The 20,705-nt window shown below is 34.7% G+C and carries 21 protein-coding genes and 1 tRNA gene; 10 read left to right on the plus strand and 12 right to left on the minus strand.

Annotation, left to right across the window (positions count from 1 at the left end; all coding sequences use genetic code 11):
* The 4 genes from ACAM30_RS03475 (at position 1) to ACAM30_RS03490 (ending at position 3,730) form a co-directional block, all read left to right on the plus strand.
* Positions 1–1,779, plus strand: coding sequence for a tetratricopeptide repeat protein (locus ACAM30_RS03475; RefSeq protein ID WP_369617255.1), 1,779 nt, complete (start codon positions 1–3; stop codon positions 1,777–1,779).
* A gap of 10 nt (positions 1,780–1,789) precedes the next feature.
* A complete protein-coding gene (locus ACAM30_RS03480; RefSeq protein WP_369617256.1) occupies positions 1,790–2,458 on the plus strand; it encodes a response regulator in 669 nt (222 codons plus the stop codon).
* A gap of 79 nt (positions 2,459–2,537) precedes the next feature.
* Positions 2,538–2,792: a hypothetical protein gene (locus tag ACAM30_RS03485; protein ID WP_017498435.1), complete on the plus strand. Its 255-nt coding sequence runs from the start codon at positions 2,538–2,540 to the stop codon at positions 2,790–2,792.
* A gap of 134 nt (positions 2,793–2,926) precedes the next feature.
* Positions 2,927–3,730: an endonuclease/exonuclease/phosphatase family protein gene (locus ACAM30_RS03490; protein WP_369617257.1), complete on the plus strand. Its 804-nt coding sequence runs from the start codon at positions 2,927–2,929 to the stop codon at positions 3,728–3,730.
* Position 3,731: 1 nt separating this feature from the next.
* On the opposite strand, the gene ACAM30_RS03495 is transcribed toward ACAM30_RS03490, so the two are convergent.
* The 10 genes from ACAM30_RS03495 to tgt form a co-directional block, all read right to left on the minus strand.
* Positions 3,732–4,991: an asparagine synthetase B gene (locus ACAM30_RS03495; protein ID WP_369617258.1), complete on the minus strand. Its 1,260-nt coding sequence runs from the start codon at positions 4,989–4,991 to the stop codon at positions 3,732–3,734.
* A gap of 337 nt (positions 4,992–5,328) precedes the next feature.
* The gene (locus ACAM30_RS03500) at positions 5,329–5,994 is read right to left on the minus strand and encodes a response regulator transcription factor (protein ID WP_017498438.1); all 666 of its coding nucleotides are present in this window, start codon (positions 5,992–5,994) and stop codon (positions 5,329–5,331) included.
* A 114-nt stretch (positions 5,995–6,108) separates the two neighbouring features.
* Positions 6,109–6,900 (minus strand): sensor histidine kinase, encoded by a 792-nt coding sequence (locus tag ACAM30_RS03505; RefSeq protein WP_369617259.1) that lies wholly within the window; start codon positions 6,898–6,900, stop codon positions 6,109–6,111.
* Positions 6,897–7,397: a hypothetical protein gene (locus ACAM30_RS03510; RefSeq protein WP_369617260.1), complete on the minus strand. Its 501-nt coding sequence runs from the start codon at positions 7,395–7,397 to the stop codon at positions 6,897–6,899. Before ACAM30_RS03510 ends, ACAM30_RS03505 begins: the two co-directional genes overlap by 4 nt.
* 144 nt (positions 7,398–7,541) lie before the next feature.
* A complete protein-coding gene (locus tag ACAM30_RS03515) occupies positions 7,542–7,919 on the minus strand; it encodes a hypothetical protein (RefSeq protein ID WP_369617261.1) in 378 nt (125 codons plus the stop codon).
* A gap of 138 nt (positions 7,920–8,057) precedes the next feature.
* Positions 8,058–9,602: a replicative DNA helicase gene (dnaB, locus tag ACAM30_RS03520; RefSeq protein ID WP_369617262.1), complete on the minus strand. Its 1,545-nt coding sequence runs from the start codon at positions 9,600–9,602 to the stop codon at positions 8,058–8,060.
* Positions 9,603–9,742: 140 nt separating this feature from the next.
* Entirely contained in the window at positions 9,743–10,696 is a 954-nt protein-coding gene (locus ACAM30_RS03525; protein ID WP_369617263.1) for an acetyl-CoA carboxylase carboxyltransferase subunit alpha, read from the minus strand.
* A 112-nt stretch (positions 10,697–10,808) separates the two neighbouring features.
* On the minus strand, positions 10,809–11,696 hold the full coding sequence (locus ACAM30_RS03530) for a DMT family transporter (protein ID WP_369617264.1): 888 nt from the start codon (positions 11,694–11,696) through the stop codon (positions 10,809–10,811).
* Entirely contained in the window at positions 11,683–12,771 is a 1,089-nt protein-coding gene (locus ACAM30_RS03535; RefSeq protein ID WP_369617265.1) for an LptF/LptG family permease, read from the minus strand. The genes ACAM30_RS03530 and ACAM30_RS03535 overlap by 14 nt, the downstream gene beginning before the upstream one ends.
* Positions 12,772–12,838: 67 nt before the next feature.
* Positions 12,839–13,969 (minus strand): tRNA guanosine(34) transglycosylase Tgt, encoded by a 1,131-nt coding sequence (tgt, locus tag ACAM30_RS03540; protein WP_369617266.1) that lies wholly within the window; start codon positions 13,967–13,969, stop codon positions 12,839–12,841.
* 257 nt (positions 13,970–14,226) lie between these two features.
* On the opposite strand from tgt, the gene ACAM30_RS03545 reads away from it, so the two are divergent.
* From ACAM30_RS03545 to ACAM30_RS03555, 3 genes are all read left to right on the plus strand, one after another.
* A complete protein-coding gene (locus ACAM30_RS03545; protein ID WP_369617267.1) occupies positions 14,227–15,087 on the plus strand; it encodes a polysaccharide deacetylase family protein in 861 nt (286 codons plus the stop codon).
* Positions 15,088–15,336: 249 nt separating this feature from the next.
* Positions 15,337–16,185, plus strand: coding sequence for a transketolase (locus ACAM30_RS03550; RefSeq protein WP_369617268.1), 849 nt, complete (start codon positions 15,337–15,339; stop codon positions 16,183–16,185).
* Positions 16,186–16,260: 75 nt separating this feature from the next.
* The gene (locus tag ACAM30_RS03555) at positions 16,261–17,214 is read left to right on the plus strand and encodes a transketolase family protein (RefSeq protein ID WP_039120506.1); all 954 of its coding nucleotides are present in this window, start codon (positions 16,261–16,263) and stop codon (positions 17,212–17,214) included.
* A gap of 468 nt (positions 17,215–17,682) precedes the next feature.
* Here the strand turns inward: ACAM30_RS03555 and ACAM30_RS03560 are convergent, their stop codons facing one another.
* Positions 17,683–18,870: an FKBP-type peptidyl-prolyl cis-trans isomerase gene (locus ACAM30_RS03560; protein WP_369617269.1), complete on the minus strand. Its 1,188-nt coding sequence runs from the start codon at positions 18,868–18,870 to the stop codon at positions 17,683–17,685.
* Positions 18,871–18,949: 79 nt separating this feature from the next.
* Here ACAM30_RS03560 and ACAM30_RS03565 point away from each other — a divergent pair, with 79 nt between their 5' ends.
* Both ACAM30_RS03565 and ACAM30_RS03570 read left to right on the plus strand, forming a co-directional pair.
* A complete protein-coding gene (locus ACAM30_RS03565; protein WP_017498451.1) occupies positions 18,950–19,339 on the plus strand; it encodes an RNA-binding S4 domain-containing protein in 390 nt (129 codons plus the stop codon).
* A 146-nt stretch (positions 19,340–19,485) separates the two neighbouring features.
* Positions 19,486–19,986: a phosphoribosyltransferase family protein gene (locus tag ACAM30_RS03570; RefSeq protein WP_369617270.1), complete on the plus strand. Its 501-nt coding sequence runs from the start codon at positions 19,486–19,488 to the stop codon at positions 19,984–19,986.
* Here ACAM30_RS03570 and ACAM30_RS03575 read toward each other — a convergent pair.
* Positions 19,978–20,496, minus strand: a complete 519-nt coding sequence (locus tag ACAM30_RS03575) for a shikimate kinase (protein WP_369617271.1) — start codon at positions 20,494–20,496, stop codon at positions 19,978–19,980. The genes ACAM30_RS03570 and ACAM30_RS03575 overlap by 9 nt on opposite strands.
* A 127-nt stretch (positions 20,497–20,623) precedes the next feature.
* Between ACAM30_RS03575 and ACAM30_RS03580 the strand changes: the two genes are divergently transcribed.
* Positions 20,624–20,696: transfer RNA gene (locus ACAM30_RS03580), tRNA-Lys, on the plus strand.
* Positions 20,697–20,705: the final 9 nt, after the last annotated feature.

Consider the following 20,705-nt stretch of genomic DNA (forward strand, 5'->3'; position numbering starts at 1 on the left):
ATGAAGAAAACACTTTACTTTCTTCATAGAAGAGCTTTTTTACAGCGTTTGATACTGCTATTATCAATAGCAATTGCCGGTATAACATTATTACAATCCGACGAATTCGACACACCATCAAATTCTGTCCAAAAAGATAATTCAACAGAAATTCTAAAATTTTCAGATCTTGCCGACTCTTTGTATGATGCTTATAAATTAGACAGCTCCTACTATTACTACAATAGAGCTAAGCTTCTTTGCAATCCTAAAATTAACACTACCGATTATGTTTACGCTTTATACTCGATGTCTCAAATCAAATACGATCAGGGAGATTATATTACCAGTGAAGCACATGCAACCGAAGCTTTGCCGTACTTAAAACACATTAGAGATCCCAAACATGCGTCAATTCTTTATAATCAACTAGGAATTAACTACTCTAATACCTATAATTATAGTGATGCTATTCTTTATCTAACAAAAGCGATACATCTAAAATCAAGTACCTGGAGAAGATATATGGCTTTAAACAATCTGGCCACAGTTTATATGGATCAACATCGATATAAGGAAGCGGAACAAATTTTATTTATCTTATCGACACAAAAAAGGACTTCAAAATATGAGGATATTGATAAAGATAATTATGCCCGGGCAATTGATAATTTAGGCCTGTGTTACTTCAGATTGGGAGATCCTGAAAAAGCACTCAGATATGTAAATGAGGCCTTAAAGATCCGACTCTCACTTTCGTCAGAATACGAATACTCATTGGTTGGAATTTACAGACATCTTTGCCTTTTTTACATGAAAACCAATCTTAAATTAGCAAAAGAATATGCTCTAAAATCACATAAAATAGCAACAAAAATCAAAATACTAACGGACAGAATTAGTTCTTTATCACTATTAATTAAAACCAGCGAAGGATCGGATCTAAAAAAATATTCCTTGTCCTATATTAAACTTATAGACAGCATTACTCATGCAAGGTGCAAAACAAAGAATCAATTCACCAATATTAAATACATTTCCCGAATAGACAAAACAGAAAACCTACAGCTTAAAGCACAAAAAGCAGAAAACGAACTGGAACTGGCAAGGCAAAAAAGACGTAACATCTATTTGTATATGATCATCGTACTTATTCTGAGTCTTATTGCATTTGTTTACTTCTATCTCAAATCAAAAGGAACAAAACAAAAAGACGATGCTGTTTTTGAGAGTGAAATACGGATATCGCAAAAATTGAAAGATGAACTTACCAATGATGTTTATCACAGCTTAACGTTTGCTGAAACTGTCGATTTGGAAAAACGCGAAAATAAAGAAAGGCTTTTAAATAATTTACATGCGATTTACACCAAAACCCGAAACATTTCAAAAGAAAATGGCTCGGTACCCACAAATGAAAACTACCCTGCTTCTTTAAAAGAAATGGTTTCAGGATTTAAAACTGCCGAATTAAATATTATTCTCAATGGTTTTGATGCAATTGCCTGGAACGAACTTGAAAAAAGTAAAAAAATTATACTTTACAGAATCCTTCAGGAACTATTTGTAAACATGAAAAAACACAGTCAGGCCACATTAGTTAGTCTGACTTTTAAAAATTTTGAAAAAAAAATAATTATAATTTACAGTGACAACGGGGTTGGAGCCTATAACAGATCAATAATTTTAAAAAATGGACTACAAAATGTGGAAAACCGTATTAAAACCATTAATGGAAATATTATTTTTGACTCTAATTCTAAAACAGGTTTTAAATTAAGTTTCAATTTCCCCAAATAAACAAAATAATATGTTCAAAAAAGTTTTAGTTGCCGAAGATTTAGACAGCATCAGTATTGCCGTAATTCAAGCACTTGAAGAACTAAACGTTCCTGTAATTGACCATGTCAAATATTGCGACGACGGATTAAATAAAGTAAAAAAAGCCATCATGGATAATGAACCATATGATTTATTAATCACTGATTTGTCTTTTAAAAAAGATCATCGCAAAACTACCTTAAACGGTGGCGAAGAATTAATCGAAGCCGTTAATGAAGTTCAGCCTGCAATAAAAAAGATAGTATTTTCTATAGAAGACAAATCTTATCGTATAAAATCTCTTTTTTATGATTTAGGCATTAGTGCTTATGTTTCTAAAGGACGTAATAGTATCGTCGAATTAAAAAAAGCAATTGAAGGAACTTTTAGAAATGAAGAAAAAATACTTTCTTCTGATTTGTCTTTTAGTTTCAACGAAAAAGCATTATTTGAAATCGAATCCTACGACATTTCAATCTTAAAGCTTTTGGCACAAGGCTATATTTTAGACAACATCTCAAACGAATTTAAAGCAACTTCGATCACTCCAAACGGAACAAGCAGTATCGAAAAACGCATTAATAAACTAAAGATTTATTTTAAGGCAAATAACAATGTTCATTTGATTGCTATTGCAAAAGATTTTGGACTGATTTAATTTTTAACTGTTTTACGGTTTCCCGTAAGGAAATGTTTTTTTATAAATCTATTTTTGTCTGTAATCTATTAGTCAACTAATGAAAATCAAATACAAAAATAGCTCTAAAAGAAATTTTCTACAGATTTTTGTTTCGAAGATTAATACAACTAAAAACAAAATCATAATGAAAACAATGTTACTTTGTCTTTTTCTATCCTTAAGTTTTGCTTTCGTTTCTGAAAAAACAGGATGGCTGGAAGTAGACTGGAAAATTATATTTATTCCGGCTCTGCTTGTTCTGCAAATCATTATAATTGGTACCGCTCTAAAAAACAGGTATAAAAAGCATTAGTTTTAAATGTATTAATGCTGAAATTTCAATGAGAATCTTTTTTTAAAGACAGGTTCTCATTGAAATTAAAAACAGAATCCGATCCCACAATAATCGAATTTTGAAATGCCTATATTTGAATTTTTAAATACAGCATGAAATACTTATTAAGTCTTACTTTCCTCCTTTTTTCTGTTCTCACGTACTCACAAACTAAAATTCTATCCTGGAATATTGAAAACTTAGGAAAATCAAAATCCGAATCAGAACTGAATTTCATTGCAAATACTGTTCTTGCTTATGATATTATTGCAATTCAGGAAGTTGTTGCCGGATATGGCGGTTCGCAGGCTGTTGCCAAACTTGCCGCAATTTTAAACAATAAGGGATCAAAATGGGATTATACGATAAGTAATCCAACAAGCGGAAACAGTTATAAAACCGAACGATACGCTTATATCTGGAAAACCAGTAAGGTAAAATTGAAAGGAAGTGCCTGGCTGGAAAAAAAATACCATTCAGAAATTGACCGTGAACCTTATCTGGGCACTTTTGAAATCAATAAAAAGAGCATTACTTTAGTCAATTTTCATGCTATCACTAAGACGAAGCAGCCTGAGAAGGAAATTAAATATTTTAAATTTCTGCCTGAGCAGTATTCAAATTTAAATTTGGTGTTTGTTGGCGATTTCAACTGTCCGCAATCTCACTCTGTATTTACTCCATTAAAAAAAATGGGGTACAACTCTACTTTACAGAATCAAAAGACTACTTTAAAACAACAATGTAAAGAAACAGTTTGTCTGGCATCAGAATTTGACAATATTTTTTATCACAAAAAGTCTATTAATTATATAAACTCCGGCATTGTTTCTTTCTATAAAAACTTTAACTCGCTACAGGAAGCCCGAAAAATATCCGATCATATTCCAATCTGGATTGAATTTTCACTGAACTAAATTATGTTTTCAGCTTCTTCTTTCTTGCTGCCGGAAACAAAACATTATTTAAAATGAGACGATAACCCGGGGAGTTGGGGTGTAAATCTAAAACGGTTGGCGGATCTCCAACCTGATGCTGAAAATCTTCAGGATCATGTCCTCCAAAAAAAGTAAACATTCCTTTTCCTTTTTCACCATGAATGTATCTTGATTCTCCATTCAATTCACAAGTACCCATTATCAGTACATTTGATTTTACCAAATTGGTATCAAATGCAGTAGTCTGTCCCATAAAACCTTTCACCAATTGTGTATGATTCTGGCACAACATACTAGGAATCGGGTCCCATTTTGCTGAAAACTCCATTAAAGTAAAATAATCTTTCTCCATAGGAACTCTACGTTTTCCAGTCATATCAATATCTGAAAATTCATATACCTCCGGTCTTCTCTCTAAAGTAAAATCTTTAAAGGCAAACGAATTTCCATAATTCAATTTTGACTGATAATTGGATTCACTCGCATCTCCGTCAAACATGGCTTCGCAGATATCAACTCCATCTGCCGAAAGTGCAATATCAAAACTATCTGTTGCAGAACACATGGCAAACATGAATCCACCACCAATCACAAAATCTCTGATCTTTTTTGCCACTGCTCCTTTTTCCTGAGACACTTTAGGATACCCTAATTTTGCTGCCAACGCCTCAGCATCTTTTTTTTGTTCAATGTACCAGGGTGTATTTTTATAAGCAGAGTAAAATTTACCGTATTGTCCGGTAAAATCTTCATGGTGCAAATGAAGCCAGTCATAAAGAAGCAGCTGATCACTTAAAACCTCTTCATCGTAAATTGGCGTAAAAGGAATTTCGGCATAAGTCAAAACTAAAGTTACGGCATCGTCCCAAGGTTGCTTCCCTTTTGGTGTATAGACAGCAATTTTAGGTGCTTTTTCTAAAATAACAGATTCCATATTTTGGGACGGACTTGAAATATCATTTAATATTGAAGCCTCTTCAGCATCTGAAAGAACTTCAAAGCTTACTCCTCTAATTTTACATTCTTTACGAATTTCATCTGCATCCGGCAGTAAAAATGAACCTCCGCGGTAATTTAACAACCAACTTGCTTTATAGTCTCTGCTTAAACACCAATAGGTAATTCCGTATGCTTTAAGATGATTCTGCTGTGTGGTTTCGTCCATCGGAAGTAAGATAAACGAGGCTTTTGCCGTGAATGAAAGTAGCAATATGAAAATATAAACTAAGCACTTCTTCATTAGAAAATTATTTTAGTAAAGATATAAAGGAACCTTCAAAAAACACCACTGTTCTTTCCCTTTTATAGATAGATAAATGTTAAAAAATACCTGAAAATAATTAAATACACGTCTAAAATCACGTAGAAACACCTATTTTGTAACAGCACATTATTCTTACATTTGCTGTCCCCCGGGCGTAAATTTAATCAATGAAAAAGACAAAGGCATGAAGCTTAATGACAGCAACCAAGAACCTAAGGGATTAAGTATGATACAAAAAATAGGAATAGTTATACTCGTGCTAATTATAATTTTATACTACGTACTCTCCATTCAATATTTAGCAAGCTTAGATTTAAAGCGTTAAAACAGCGATTTCATTCTGAATCGCATATACTACTAAACCGGCAATATTCTTGGATTCTGTTTTAAGCAATAAATTGTTACGATGCCCTTCTACAGTTCTGGGACTCAAGTAAAGATGATCTGCAATTTCTGAAGTTGTTTTTTGCTGGCAAATAAGCTGAAGTATTTCTATTTCCCGTTGTGAAAGAAAACCGGTTTCCAGATTTCCTTTTGAAGTTTTACTGGAGATAATGGTTTCCTGAATAGTTTGCAGTACGCTTTCATTATAATAAAAACCTTTCTTTGCTACTTGATTGATGGTATGAATTAAATCTTTTGGAGTAGTATTTTTTATCAAATAAGCTACAGCTCCCACCTGAATCATGTTGGCAATAAATGATTTAGTATCATAGCTGGTCAAAGCAATAATTTTGATTTCGGGAAATGATTTCCGGATAATTTTTGTAGCCTCGACACCATTCAAAATAGGCATTTTCAAATCCATGATAATAATATCAGGTTTGATTACGCTGTTGTCTAAATTCAACAGAAGTTCTTCTCCGTTTGATGCTTCAAAAATAATATCGATATTATCTTCTCTTTGCAACAAAAAAGAAATTCCTTTACGGAACAAAACTTCGTCATCTACTAAAGCAATTTTAATAGCGGCACTCATTTGATTTTTGTTTTTGGTCTTTTTGGTACACCGAAATTACAAAATATGAATCAGAAAAAAGTACTACAACCACAATATATTAGGTAAAAACGTAATTTATTGTCCTTTTTTAACTTAAAAAGTAAAAACTACGTTAATCCCTTTACCAATTTCCGAATGAATTTCGATTGTTCCTTTCAAAAACGAAATACGGCTATCTATATTTTTCATACCCAATCCTTTCTGATTTTCGGCATTTTCGCTGTCAAAACCAATTCCATTATCTTTATAATAGCAAGTCTGAATTTCGTCTTCTACTTTAAAATCAATCCAAATTTCAGTCGCTTTTCCATGGCGCAAAGAATTGTTCATTAATTCCTGCAGGATTCGAAAAATATGCAAATGCCGGTCATTATGATTCGAGTCAAAATCAATTCCGTTATGATAATGCACTTTTACCGCCTTAGAACTTTCAAATTCATCACAAAGTTCCCGGACTCCGGCATTCAAACCAAACTTTTCAAAAACCGGGGGCAATAAATTATGGGCAATTTTTCGGGAATTCTCTAATGCTTTTGCCGTTAGACTTATAATTGTATCCGTAATTTCATTTGTCTCGGCTTCTGTTAAATTTGGGGATGATAATAAATGTGAATTTAATGAAACTATATTGAGTTTAGAACTGATGTCATCATGCAAATCCTGAGCAATTCTTTTTCGCTCCTCTTCCTGAGTAACAATAACCGCATGCAATTGTTCCTTTCGATACTGAATTTCCAAATCTCTTTTTTCTACTTCCTTCTGAATAATTTTCTTTCGGGAAAAATAAAAGAAGGCCACCAGAAAGAATGCCACAACCATAAAAAAACATGATGTGTACAGGATTATGGCAACTATCTCTTTTTCGTAAACCGGGCTTCCACTCATATCTGATTATTAATTTTCTTTTTTGGATTAAAACTTACTTTCCATTCATACAAAATAAATAAATAAAACAACACTACGAAAAAAGCGTTTAGTCTCCAGGTAAAATATTTTAAATCATCGCTTAATCCGAGGGTAAGATTACCCACTAAAAAAAGGACTGTACTAACCAGTAAATAGGAAGACAATCCGACTGTAAAATAATAGTACTTCCTGTCATCAGTCAGCATATTATAAAAATGCAACAACGCATATACTACGCTCAACAAGGAAGTCGCTGTAATAGCGAACAAATTAAACTTAAAAAATTGTTCTGTATTGATAAAACACTGAACGACTAAAACTAACAACATTAAAGTCAGACTCCAGTCTACAAATGCTTTTTGTCTTTTAATTCCTAAAATTGATTTGTAAAACAATCCTAATAAAACCATCTGACCAATAAAATAGACATTTACACACAGTAAATTTTTAATATGCAAACGGTATAACAGCTCCATGGTGAATTGAATAACAAATAAAAACACCACATAAGCCGTAAAAAAAACATTAGCTTTTTCCCGTAGGAAAAAGCTATATGTATATAAAATCAGGTTAAGTAAGAGCACAAAATAACCTGAATATATTAGAAAATTATCCATCAATTATTGGTTCATTGGACTATTTGGGTCGGTGTATGGTGGGCAAGGGCGAGAAGCATCGTAAAGTACTTCTTCTCCGTCACCGGCAGTTCTTGCTCCTGCTGCAGCTTGCTGTTGTTTGAAAACATCTACATAAATACCCGTTTTTGGGTCTAGTTTTGTACCCACAAGCATTAAGTTTTGCTCTCCGGCATTATTAATCCCTACATAAGCACGTACGGCATCAATATCCTGATCCAATACTAATTTTATACTCTCTAACGGAATTAGATAGGCATCTACTTTTCCTTTACCTGCCTCGGACTTTCTAAATTTCCGAGCCCATTCCTGACCAACAGCCAAACTGACTTCTACTGATCCTAATTTTTTCTCTTCTGACATAATTAAAATTTGTTTTTGGGTTAAAGTTTAATTTATTAATCGCTTTGCGCAATCGTTTAGCTAAACTACAGAATTTTCTAGGAAAAGTATTAATATAAAGGCATAAAAAAAGCCTCGAAATGAGGCTAAATTGTTTTATTAAAACGGAACATCGTTGTCGTCATCGTCGTCATTTAAATTACTGCCGAAAGCTTCATTGGCCGAAGGCAGGCTTTTGGTTATAAAAGCATTATCGTCATGATTCATTTTAGACGGTAAATCGTCATAACTACCTGAAAAGTCATCGAGGTTATCAAACTTTCCAAGGTGTCCTAAGAATTTCAATCTGATGTTTTCGATACCCCCGTTACGGTGTTTTGCGATCATAATCTCTGCCTGACCAGTAGTTGGCGATGCTTCATCGTCATCCCATTCTTCAATTTTGTAGTATTCCGGTCGGTACAAGAACGAAACGATATCGGCATCCTGCTCAATAGCTCCGGATTCACGAAGATCCGAAAGCAACGGACGTTTACTGGATCCACGCGTTTCAACGGCACGCGATAACTGCGAAAGTGCAATTACCGGAACGTTTAGCTCTTTTGCCAGGGCTTTTAAGTTTCGGGAAATGGTAGAAATCTCCTGCTCACGATTTCCTCCTCCTTTATTATTTCCTCCGGCAGTCATCAGCTGCAAATAATCAATAATAATAATTTTAATTCCGTGCTGTGAAGCCAAACGACGGCATTTTGCTCGCAAGTCAAAAATCGAAAGCGAAGGCGTATCATCAATAAACAAAGGCGCTTTTTCCAGATCTTTTACTTTGGTACTCAACATTTCCCATTCGTGGGGTTCTAATTTACCGGTACGAAGTTTTTCGGATGACAATCCTGTTTCTGACGAAATTAACCTGGTAATCAACTGTACGGATGCCATCTCCAGAGAGAACAAAGCCACCCCATGTCCGTACTGAATGGCAATATTTCTCGCCATTGAAAGTACGAAGGCTGTTTTACCCATCGCAGGTCTCGCCGCGATAATAATTAAATCACTCGGCTGCCATCCTGAAGTTAGTTTATCCAGATTATGAAAACCGGTTTCAACACCACTTAATCCCTCCTTTTTCGCAATCTCTTCAATCTTCTTTTTAGCCTGAAGTACTAAACTCTGAGCTGTTTCAGAACTACGTTTGATATTTCCTTGTGTTACTTCATACAGTTTGGATTCGGCCTGATCCAAAAGATCAAACACGTCCGCAGTTTCATCATAAGACGCTTCGATAATTTCGGACGAAATTCGAATCAAACTTCTTTGAATGAATTTTTGGAGGATAATACGAGAGTGGAATTCGATATGCGCAGAAGAAGCAATTTTTTGAGTAAGCTGAATCAAATAAAAATCTCCTCCGGCTAATTCTAATTTTCCATTCTTCTTCAATTGGGCCGAAACCGTCAGCAAGTCGATTGGCTGTGTTTCGGTAAAAAGCTGAACGATCGCTTCAAAAATAAATTTATGTGCATCTTTATAAAAAGCATCAGCCTGCAAAATGTCAATTACATCATCAACCCCCTTTTTATCAATCATCATCGCCCCAAGAACAGCCTCCTCCAAATCAAGCACTTGCGGCGGAAGTTTCCCCTTTTCTAAATTAATAATCGTGGTTTTATCTACCTTTACAGGATTTACATTTTTGAAATTTTCCATATAGCGAAAGTAACAAAATTTAAAAAAAAATTGCTATTGAGTTATAACTAAAAATTGTTTATAAATAAGATTTCATTGTTCATAACCAAAAAAAAATCCGAAACTGTAAGGCTTCGGATTTTAATTCGTTTTGTAAGAATTTACTCTTTATACTCCCCCATGTTACTGTATTTGTCCATTCTTTGGGCAATCAGATCGTGTGTTGATAAATCTTTCAATTCATTATATCCTTTAGTGATGTACTCCGCCACTGTTTTAAAAGTTGTTTCGCGGTCGTAGTGTGCTCCTCCTAATGGTTCAGGAATCACATCATCCACTAATTTTTGTTTTTTCATATCAGATGAAGTCAATTTTAAAGCGTCGGCAGCACGTTCTTTGTACTCCCAGCTTTTCCATAAAATTGAAGAACAAGATTCTGGAGAAATTACAGAATACCAGGTATTCTCTAACATATATACTTTATCTCCCACACCAATTCCTAATGCTCCTCCTGAAGCTCCTTCACCCACAATAATGGTAATAATTGGCACTTGCAAACGAACCATTTCAAAAATGTTTCTGGCGATTGCCTCTCCTTGTCCTCTTTCTTCAGCTTCAAGTCCAGGATATGCACCCGGAGTGTCTACTAAAGTTAAAACCGGGATTCCAAACTTCTCTGCCATTTTCATCAAACGCAAAGCTTTACGATATCCTTCAGGATTTGCCATACCAAAATTACGGTACTGACGGGTTTTAGTATTGAACCCTTTTTGCTGACCTACGATCATAAACGACTGTCCGTTTATTTTCCCTAATCCGCCCACCATTGCTTTATCGTCTTTAAAACTTCTGTCTCCGTGAAGCTCTAAAAATGTATCTCCGCAAAGTGCTTTGATATAATCTAAAGTATAAGGTCTATTTGGATGTCTTGACAGCTGAACACGTTGCCAGGCTGTAAGATTTTTGTATATTTCTTTCTTAGTCTGCTCTAATTTTTTATTGATTTCCTTGCAGGTTGGTGTTACATCAACATCAGATTCTTTTCCAATTATGACACACTTTTCTAACTGTTCTTCAAGTTCTTTTATTGGAAGCTCAAAATCTAAATATTCCATGGATTTTTGAATTTTGTTTGTAAATCGAACCGCAAATATAAAAATATTATACCATTGGTTGAATTAAATCGTATTTAAAATATAAAAATGTAATTTAAAAATAAGGAAATTATTACACTTGTTTCTTGTTTTTATAATGTTTCAAAACGCCATTTAAAATAACCGTAATCACAATTATCAGGGCGCCAATATAAAACTCTGTACTCATTTTTTCTTTTCCGCCAAGTATAAAATAAGCCAGCATAATTCCGTAAACAGGCTCTAAATTAGTCGTTAACATCACGGTATAAGGTGTTAATTTCTGCATCACTTTTACCGAAGCTGTAAAGGCATAAGCCGTACAAACCGAAGCCAAAACAAGTAATAAAGCCCAGTTGTTTAATGACATTGTAAAAAAGTCGGCAGTAAATTTTCCCTGTACTAAAAAATAAATTGAAATAAAGAAAACTCCGGCAGCGAACTCATAAAAAGTAATTACTGAAGGATCGTGTTCTGTTATTAATTTCCCATTCATTAAAGTAAATAAAACTCCCAGAATAATAGCTGCCAATGCATAATACATCCCGTGCAGATACTTTACCTCGACCTGCATAATCAATGCTAAACCGGCAATAATAATCAATCCGAAAAAAACTTCGTAGAATAAGATCTTTCTTCCGTAAAAAAGGGGTTCCAGCAACGACGCAAAAAATGCACCAAGTGAAAATATCGAGAGTGTTATAGAAACGTTGGAAACGTGTATCGCCCGAAAAAAGAAAATCCAGTGAAGCGCAATCAGTAATCCCACAAAAATCAGTTTTGCGAAGGAAGTAGCTGAAATGATAAAAGATTGCTTTTTGTACACAATAAATGCCGCCAGAAAAACCCCTGCAAGAAGCATTCTGAACCAAACCAAATTTTCGGCGTCAATGGTTATTAAAGCGCCCAAAATGGCTGTAAAACCCCAGATAAAAACAATTAAATGAAGATTTAAATAACTTTTTAAATTATCGTTTCGCATTACGTAATAGGTAAACCGCCAGAATTCCGAAAACTATATTCGGGAACCAGACAGCAAATAAAGGTGAGAAGGTAGATTTTTCGGCTAATGTTCCGAATATTTTATCAAAAAACACAAAGGAGAAGGCAATTGCAATTCCAATCGCCAGATTCATTCCCATACCTCCACGGCGCTTCATCGACGAAACTGCTACAGCAATAATAGTAAGGATAAAAGCAGAAACGGGTACACTGTATTTTTTATAAAGTACAACCAAATAGGTATTGATATTCCCCGAACCTCTTTTGCGTTCTTTTTCAATAAAATCGATCAGTTTTCCCAACGGTAAGGTTTCTGCGATGTACACTACAGGAGTTAAATCGGCTAGTTCAAATTTGAAAGCGACTCTTTTCTCAGGGCTTTTTTCTATCTGATCGTTTAATTCTCCAAGAGTTCTTTTGGTATAATCATACAACGCATAAGTCTTAGATTTAGGATCCCATTTGATACGGCTGGCAGTAATTTTATAAGTCAGCTTTTCATTTTCGAAATGCTCTAATGTAAAATTAAAAGCTGTCTTAGACTCTTCATTAAAACTATTTACAAAAATAAAATCGTTATCGTTAATCTGACGGTAAACGTTGGTATTCTCACCGCGCATCAGCTGCTTTCCGTTTCCTTTCAGGTAGGTATACCTAAAATTATTAAAACCTTCACTGGCCGCAGGAACAATAAAAAACCCCATTAGAAGTACAAAAACCGAAACGATCGAGGCACCTATAATATAAGGTCTTAAAAAACGGGTAAATGAAATTCCGGAACTCAAAACGGCAATAATTTCTGTATTATTGGCCAGTTTTGAAGTAAACCAAATTACAGATAAAAACAAAAAGATCGGAAATAAGGAATTCGCAAAATAAACCGTAAAATTGTAATAATAGATCGCAATTGCGGTAAATGGAATTTTATTTTCCAGCATCTTATTCACCTTTTCAGAGACGTCAATTACAATTCCAATTGGAATAAATAACAAAATCATCACCGAGAAAGTGGCTAAATATCTTTTTAAAATATACTTATCTATTATCGAGAGCATAGTAAAATTTAATTGTTCATTTGTTTAATCGTTTAACCGAATAAACGATTAAACAAATAAACCTATTTTAAAGTCTTTGACTCATATTTTTAACCATCATTTCTTTCCATGGTCTGAAATCGCCTGCTAAGATATGTTTTCTGGCTTCACGAACCAACCACATGTAAAAACCAAGATTGTGAATAGTCGCAATTTGTTTTCCTAAATACTCGTTAGCCGCAAACAAGTGACGTAAATACGCTTTTGTATATTCTGTATCTACAAAAGTATGTCCCATTTCATCGATGGGGGAAAAATCTGCTTCCCATTTTTTATTCTTGATGTTGATGGTTCCGTTTGCTGTAAACAACATACCGTTTCTGGCATTACGCGTTGGCATTACACAATCGAACATATCAATCCCTAAAGCAATATTTTCTAAGATATTAACCGGAGTTCCAACTCCCATTAAGTAACGTGGTTTGTCCTCAGGTAAAATTTCGCAAACTACTTCGGTCATGGCATACATTTCTTCTGCAGGTTCCCCTACAGACAAACCTCCAATTGCATTTCCTTGCTGTCCAGCATTTGCAATATATTCTGCCGACTGACGACGTAAATCTTTATAAGTACTTCCCTGAACAATTGGAAAAAAGGTTTGCTCGTATCCATATTTGTATGGTACTTTATCCAAATGAGTAATACAACGATCTAACCAACGGTGAGTCATGTGCATCGAACGCTGCGCATATCTGTAATCGCATGGGTAGGGCGTACATTCATCAAAAGCCATAATAATATCAGCTCCAATGGTACGTTGAATTTCCATTACGCTTTCCGGCGAAAAAAAGTGGTATGAACCGTCAATGTGAGATTTGAACTTTACTCCTTCTTCTTTAATCTTTCTGTTATTAGAAAGGGAATACACTTGATATCCTCCAGAATCTGTTAAAATATTACGATCCCAATTCATAAATTTATGCAATCCACCTGCTTTCTCCAGAATTTCAGTCTGCGGACGTAAATACAAATGATAGGTATTTCCAAGAATAATATCCGGATTGATATCATCTTTAAGTTCTCGCTGATGTACTCCTTTTACCGAAGCCACCGTTCCGACTGGCATAAAAATAGGCGTTTCGATTACGCCGTGATCTGTAGTAATACTTCCCGCTCTTGCTTTAGATTGCGGATCTCTTTGTAATAAATCAAACTTCATCTGTTTCTTTTTTCAGTCGGCAAAGATAAGCTAATTTCAGAGAAAATTAATTAGATAATTTGGCAATTAGAAAATTAGATCATTTAGATTCTTGGATTACTGGATTGTTAGATTGCTGGAATTTTAGATAACTTTATTTTTAACGCGAAAGAAACCTGAAACTTGAAACCATATTACCAATTTATCATAAAAAAAAGTCTAAATTTGATAAAATAGAAAAGCCTCTTAATCTCCTCTCTACAAAAAGACAATAAAAAATGAACCTAGCACAAAAACTTGGATATCCTGAAAACACCAAACTATTAATTATACATGCTGATGATGCCGGATTATCACATTCTGAAAATCAGGCAACCATAAAAACGCTGCAAAATGGCTTTGTAAACTCTTACAGCATAATGGTACCCTGTCCATGGTTTTACGAAATGGCTAATTTTGCCAAAGACAATCCGCAATACGATTGTGGCATTCACCTCACATTAACCTGCGAATGGGAGAATTACAAATTTGGTCCGGTTCTTCCGCTTTCTGAGGTTTCAAGTTTAACAGATCAGAATGGTCATTTCTACAAAAACAGAACTGATTTTAAAAACAATGCCAAACTTCCTGAAATCAGGAAAGAACTTACTGCTCAAATCGAAAAAGCTCTCCAATTCGGAATACAGCCTACTCATCTTGATTCACACATGTGCAACGTCGGTGTAACTCCCGAAATTTTAGAAATTTATACAGAACTTGGAAGACAGTACAATCTTCCGGTTTTTATCAACAAACAATTTGTTGAATCCATCAGTTTATCTTCCGAAAAATACAATTTTGAAGACATTCTTCTTGCCGATCATTTATTGATTGGATATTTTTCGGACTTTGAAAAAGGAGAATTAAGAGATTCATACTCCAAGGCGTTGGACAATGCTATCCCAGGTTTGAATGTATTTCTTCTTCATCCCGCTTTTGACGATTTCGAAATGCAGGGTATCACTCTAAATCACCCTAATTTTGGTTCAGTTTGGCGACAAATCGACTTTGACTTTTTTACCAGTGAAGAATGCGGTGCAAAACTGAAAGAAAATAACATTCAACTGGTAACCTGGCGAGAGATTGGATCAATTCTATAAATTAGAAAATTCGGCAATTAGTCAATTATTTTTCCAACTCTCAGAAAGATCCTGACCGCAAAAAAAATGACCTTACAAATTCAGATCACAGGTCTTTTTGATTTCATAAACCCAAAACAATCAGCTTTTCGCAATATTTGGTCAAAAAAAGGCGAAATTTTCGTTTTTACCGGAAACTAAAGCGAAAAATCATTTGTCTCCCCGCAAAATAAAAATTACTTTTGCACCAGTTTAACTTTTACACATAAAATGAAGCCTAACACACAACAATTAAGCGATTTAACTATCCAAGTAAGAAGAGACATTCTTCGAATGGTACATGCTGTCAACTCAGGTCACCCAGGTGGTTCATTAGGTTGTACTGAATTTTTGGTAACACTTTACCAAAACATTATGGAACGCAAAGAAGGTTTTGATATGAACGGAATTGGAGAAGACATTTTCTTCCTTTCAAACGGACATATTTCTCCTGTTTTTTATAGCGTATTAGCACGTAGCGGTTATTTCCCTGTTTCAGAACTTGCCACTTTCAGATTACTAAACTCTCGTTTGCAAGGACATCCAACCACTCATGAAGGATTACCTGGAATTCGCATGGCTTCTGGTTCATTAGGACAAGGTTTATCTGTAGCTATTGGTGCTGCTGAAGCAAAAAAACTAAACAAAGACAATCATTTAATTTACAGCTTACACGGAGACGGTGAATTACAGGAAGGTCAAAACTGGGAAGCGATCATGTATGCTTCTGCCAAAAAAGTAGACAACCTTATTGCAACTGTAGACGTTAACGGAAAACAAATTGACGGAACAACTGACGAAGTTTTAGCAATGGGAAGCCTTCGTGCAAAATTTGAAGCTTTTGACTGGGACGTTCTTGAAATTAAAGAAGGAAACAATATCGAAGCTATTATTGCAGGTTTAAACGATGCAAAATCAAGAACCGGAAAAGGAAAGCCAGTTTGTATTTTGCTATATACAGAAATGGGTAACGGAGTTGATTTTATGATGCACACACATGCATGGCATGGTAAAGCACCAAACAACGATCAGTTGGCAAGTGCTCTGGCTCAAAATACATCAACTTTAGCAGACTATTAAAAACAGCTTTAAGCTTTAAGCAGTAAGCTTTACGCCTATTGCCCACAGCCTATTGCGTACAGCAAAAAAACAAAAATGAAAAAATATACAAATACAGGAAGTAAAGATACTCGTTCGGGTTTTGGAGCGGGAATGACTGAACTAGGTCAAAAAAACGAAAATGTTGTGGCATTATGTGCTGATTTAATTGGATCATTAAAATTTGATGATTTCAAAAAAAACCACCCGGAACGTTTCTTTCAAATCGGAATCGCTGAAGCGAACATGATTGGAATCGCTGCAGGTTTAACTATTGGAGGAAAAATTCCTTTTACAGGAACTTTCGCCAACTTCTCTACAGGAAGAGTTTATGACCAAATCCGTCAATCAGTTGCTTATTCTGACAAAAACGTAAAAATTTGTGCTTCTCACGCCGGTTTAACACTAGGTGAAGACGGAGCAACACACCAAATTCTTGAAGATATCGGATTAATGAAAATGTTGCCAGGAATGACTGTAATCAATACTTGTGATTACAATCAGACTAAAGCAGCTACTTTAGCATTAGCAGATCACCACGGACCGGCTTACTTACGTTTCGGTCGTCCGGTAGTACCTAACTTCACTCCTGCTGATGAGCCTTTCGTAATTGGAAAAGCCATTTTATTAAACGAAGGAACTGATGTAACTATCGTTGCAACAGGACACTTAGTTTGGGAAGCTCTTATCGCTGCTGAAGCTCTTGAAGCAAAAGGGATCTCTGCTGAAGTAATCAACATCCACACCATTAAACCTCTTGACGAAGAAGCTATTCTAAAATCATTAGCTAAAACAAAATGCATTGTAACTGCTGAAGAGCACAACATTCTTGGAGGTCTTGGAGAAAGCGTTTCAAGAGTATTAGCCCTAAACAATCCTGCACCACAGGAATTTGTAGCCGTTAATGACAGTTTTGGTGAATCCGGAACTCCGGAGCAGCTAATGGAAAAATACAAATTAAACAATCAGGCGATCGTTGAAGCTGTAGAAAGAGTAATCAAAAGAAAATAATTATTTCATTTTCTTACTTTATAAAAAGACCCCGAAAAGCAATTTTCGGGGTCTTTCATTTTAAGACCTCTCCTTAAGAGAGAATTAGAACATATTTCATCTTACCTCCATCTTTATAAAATTTCTTTTTACTTCACGCAGATTTTGCAGATTCAGTAGATTTTATTTTTTGAAACTCGTAATGTCTCTTTCTAAATCTGTATAGCACAAAAAAGACTCTGTATCTATTGAAATTAAAGTTTACAACACTTTGTAATACGCTTTTATTTCAAATATATTTTCACAGAGATTCAGACCAAATATCAAAACTGATTTATATTTTTTAAGCAAAAATCTGCCGAATCTGCAAAATCTGATTGAAAACAAATCTTCAATTCCCTGATTAAGCAGATAAAAAGCATCGTCTTTCAAGTCATAAAAAAACCTCGAAATCACTTTCGAGGTTTTATCTTTTATACAAGCTAAAAATTAGTTCTGTTTAAAAGGGTACGTTTTATCCAAATGAATCTTTAATCTTGGCTTGTCTGTATAATCTGCTTCTATAAATTTCCTGGAATTTGTATACGATTCCGGCTTACTAGGATCAGTAAGCGCTCCTGTTGGCCTTCTGGGAATACCTCTCGGTTCTGTTTCATCAACATTTGGAGTCAGAGGATTATCTACAGTTGGCTCCCAAGGGTAATATTTACTGGCACCGTAATTAATTCCATTTACGATCCCTACCTCAGTAGCTGGTTTTGTGATTTCATATCGGGTTGTAAAACCGTCTCCATCATCGTCCAGATCAAGGAAGTCTGAAATTCCGTCACCATCTGTATCATCTGCTAATCCGGCTGGAGGATTTGGATATTTTGTTTTATTGATACCAAAATCATACAAATAACCATCGCCATTAAGATCTTCTAAATAATCCGGAATACCATCTCCAACTACAAGTCTGTCACCATTTGCTGAAGTAGTAACCTCGTTATCCATTCTTTGAAGATCGTATAATTTAAAACTAAAAACTATTGGAGAATATGCAGGAATAGCATCTTTAACATCTCCATAATACGCCAGTCCTGAAGGCAAAAACATTACTCCTGCACCAAAACCACTATAGGTAATAACTCCATTGTTATCTGTACTTGAAGTACCCGTTTTAAACTTCGGAAAAATCTCTGACCAGCCTTCAATTACTGTCTTTTCAACCGCATATGGAAACAAGTTAAAAACTACCTGATTATTGTTAGAAGTATCAAAAACTGTCCCATTCAATAAATTACCAGAATAAGAAGCTACAATTTTATCTGTATTTGTTGGAGAACTACCAACTCCTTTTCTCAAGGTTAAATAATAGACTTTATAAGTAACATCATTACTATATACGTCTCTTGTATCTAAAACATACGTTTTCTGATCCCAAATGGAAACATTTCCGTCACCGGGAACTATTTTCTTTATTACTACATCCTGATCCTGAGGATTACCCGGACTATTCGTAACAATGATATAATTTGTCTTTAAATATTTGACAATAGAATCATTATCAGCTTTATATTGCGTAGCATAATCTCTTAACGGAGTAACCACCACCTCATCATCATCCTTTTTACTACAAGAAACAAACGAAATACCTGCAAGCAATAAAATAAAATAATATTTAAATTTATTCATTATTGTTAATTTTTTAGGTGCGCAAGATACAATATTGATTTATTTTTGTAAAGATTTTAACTTCGATTTTAGAAAAATTATGAGAATAGATAAATACCTCTGGTGTGTACGATATTACAAGACCAGAAACATGGTTACGGAGGCCTGCAAAAAGAACCATATCACTGTAAATGGGCAGGTTGCCAAACCATCCAAAGAAGTTTTTCCAACTGACAGAATTACTTTTAGAAAGGATCAGATTACACAAATTATAACTGTACTTGATATCCCCGAAAGCCGTGTTGGAGCAAAACTGGTTGATATATACCGAAAAAACGAAACTCCGCCTGAAGCGTATGCTCATCTGGAATTACTAAAACTATCAAAAGAACATTATCGCAAAAGCGGTACCGGAAGGCCTACCAAAAAAGACCGTCGTGATATTGACGAATACGGCAACGAAATATTTGATGAGGAAGAAGACGTTTAAATTCCAATTTTTTAAATCCCAAATTCCAAAACTTACATTCCTAAAAATTTCAAACAGATAAAATCATAAAATTCCATTATCAAAATTGGAATTTGGATTTTTCATATTGGAATTTAAATTAATTATATTAGCAAAAAAAATAAATCATGAGCAAAAATATCATTTTAACCAATCAGGAAATCGAACACAAAATAAAGCGTATCGCTTATCAGATATACGAAACTTTTGTTGATGAAGATGAAGTTGTAATTGCGGGAATCGCTTCAAATGGTTCTGTTTTTGCTCAAAAGCTTGCTTTATCTTTAGCAAGTATTTCAACTCTTAAGGTCTCCCTTTGCGAAGTTAAAATCGACAAACAAAATCCGCAATTACCTATACACACATCATTAACCAAAGAAGAGTACGAAAATAAAGGTCTCGTACTAGTAGACGACGTTTTAAATTCCGGTACTACTTTAATATATGCTGTTCGTCATTTCCTGGATGTTCCGCTTAAGAAATTCAAAACAGCAGTATTGGTTGACAGAAATCACAAGAAGTATCCGGTAAAAGCCGATTTCAAAGGAATCTCTTTATCTACTTCCTTATTAGAGCACGTACAGGTTGTTTTTGACGATAACGGCGACAACTATGCTTTTTTAAGCTAAAATAGCTAAGATATCCTGAACCGTTTCTTCGACAGTTTTATCATCAACCGTAACCTTATATTGAGCCTGGTTGTAATAAAAGCTCCTGTCGAACAAATGTTTCGCGATAAATTCTTTCATTTCCTCTTCACTCATCTCAGCAATCAAAGGACGTTTACTTTTATTATGTACCAATCTTCCATATAAAGTTTCAATAGAAGCCTTTAAATAGATTGAAATAACATCTTCTCCTTTTAATAATTCGTGGTTATTGGCATAACAAGGTGTCCCTCCTCCTAAACCTATTACACTTTTTCCAGGAGACTGGAGTAATTCTACAAACATTTCATGTTCCAGTTTTCTAAAATAAATCTCTCCATGTTTCTCGAAAATCTCATTTATTGATAAATTGGCTCTGTCTTCGATACATTTGTCCAAATCCAGAAACGGAATATTTGTAATTTTTGACATATTTTGGGCAATCGTTGACTTCCCGCACCCCATATAACCTAACAATATAATTTTTTTCATTTTAATAATACCTTATAAACTAAGAGGTTGTAAATTTTACTTAAAAAAAGACAAATTTATAATAAATAAGCTTGGAAATAATAAAAAAAACTTCTTATATTTGCACCCGCGTTCAAGAAACGAACATGACTCGATAGCTCAGTCGGTAGAGCACATCACTTTTAATGATGGGGTCCTGGGTTCGAGCCCCAGTCGGGTCACAAATTGTG

This window comes from Flavobacterium sp. CFS9, assembly GCF_041154745.1.
In the GTDB taxonomy this organism is placed as follows: Bacteria; Bacteroidota; Bacteroidia; order Flavobacteriales; family Flavobacteriaceae; genus Flavobacterium.

Excerpts from the sequence above, each read along its gene's own strand:
- ACAM30_RS03475 (WP_369617255.1), top strand. The coding sequence starts at position 1 with ATGAAGAAAACACTTTACTTTCTTCATAGAAGAGCTTTTTTACAGCGT.
- ACAM30_RS03480 (WP_369617256.1), top strand. The coding sequence starts at position 1,790 with ATGTTCAAAAAAGTTTTAGTTGCCGAAGATTTAGACAGCATCAGTATT.
- ACAM30_RS03485 (WP_017498435.1), top strand. The coding sequence starts at position 2,538 with ATGAAAATCAAATACAAAAATAGCTCTAAAAGAAATTTTCTACAGATT.
- ACAM30_RS03490 (WP_369617257.1), top strand. The coding sequence starts at position 2,927 with ATGAAATACTTATTAAGTCTTACTTTCCTCCTTTTTTCTGTTCTCACG.
- ACAM30_RS03495 (WP_369617258.1), bottom strand. The coding sequence starts at position 4,991 with ATGAAGAAGTGCTTAGTTTATATTTTCATATTGCTACTTTCATTCACG.
- ACAM30_RS03500 (WP_017498438.1), bottom strand. The coding sequence starts at position 5,994 with ATGAGTGCCGCTATTAAAATTGCTTTAGTAGATGACGAAGTTTTGTTC.
- ACAM30_RS03505 (WP_369617259.1), bottom strand. The coding sequence starts at position 6,900 with ATGAGTGGAAGCCCGGTTTACGAAAAAGAGATAGTTGCCATAATCCTG.
- ACAM30_RS03510 (WP_369617260.1), bottom strand. The coding sequence starts at position 7,397 with ATGGAGCTGTTATACCGTTTGCATATTAAAAATTTACTGTGTGTAAAT.
- ACAM30_RS03515 (WP_369617261.1), bottom strand. The coding sequence starts at position 7,919 with ATGTCAGAAGAGAAAAAATTAGGATCAGTAGAAGTCAGTTTGGCTGTT.
- dnaB (WP_369617262.1), bottom strand. The coding sequence starts at position 9,602 with ATGGAAAATTTCAAAAATGTAAATCCTGTAAAGGTAGATAAAACCACG.
- ACAM30_RS03525 (WP_369617263.1), bottom strand. The coding sequence starts at position 10,696 with ATGGAATATTTAGATTTTGAGCTTCCAATAAAAGAACTTGAAGAACAG.
- ACAM30_RS03530 (WP_369617264.1), bottom strand. The coding sequence starts at position 11,696 with ATGCGAAACGATAATTTAAAAAGTTATTTAAATCTTCATTTAATTGTT.
- ACAM30_RS03535 (WP_369617265.1), bottom strand. The coding sequence starts at position 12,771 with ATGCTCTCGATAATAGATAAGTATATTTTAAAAAGATATTTAGCCACT.
- tgt (WP_369617266.1), bottom strand. The coding sequence starts at position 13,969 with ATGAAGTTTGATTTATTACAAAGAGATCCGCAATCTAAAGCAAGAGCG.
- ACAM30_RS03545 (WP_369617267.1), top strand. The coding sequence starts at position 14,227 with ATGAACCTAGCACAAAAACTTGGATATCCTGAAAACACCAAACTATTA.
- ACAM30_RS03550 (WP_369617268.1), top strand. The coding sequence starts at position 15,337 with ATGAAGCCTAACACACAACAATTAAGCGATTTAACTATCCAAGTAAGA.
- ACAM30_RS03555 (WP_039120506.1), top strand. The coding sequence starts at position 16,261 with ATGAAAAAATATACAAATACAGGAAGTAAAGATACTCGTTCGGGTTTT.
- ACAM30_RS03560 (WP_369617269.1), bottom strand. The coding sequence starts at position 18,870 with ATGAATAAATTTAAATATTATTTTATTTTATTGCTTGCAGGTATTTCG.
- ACAM30_RS03565 (WP_017498451.1), top strand. The coding sequence starts at position 18,950 with ATGAGAATAGATAAATACCTCTGGTGTGTACGATATTACAAGACCAGA.
- ACAM30_RS03570 (WP_369617270.1), top strand. The coding sequence starts at position 19,486 with ATGAGCAAAAATATCATTTTAACCAATCAGGAAATCGAACACAAAATA.
- ACAM30_RS03575 (WP_369617271.1), bottom strand. The coding sequence starts at position 20,496 with ATGAAAAAAATTATATTGTTAGGTTATATGGGGTGCGGGAAGTCAACG.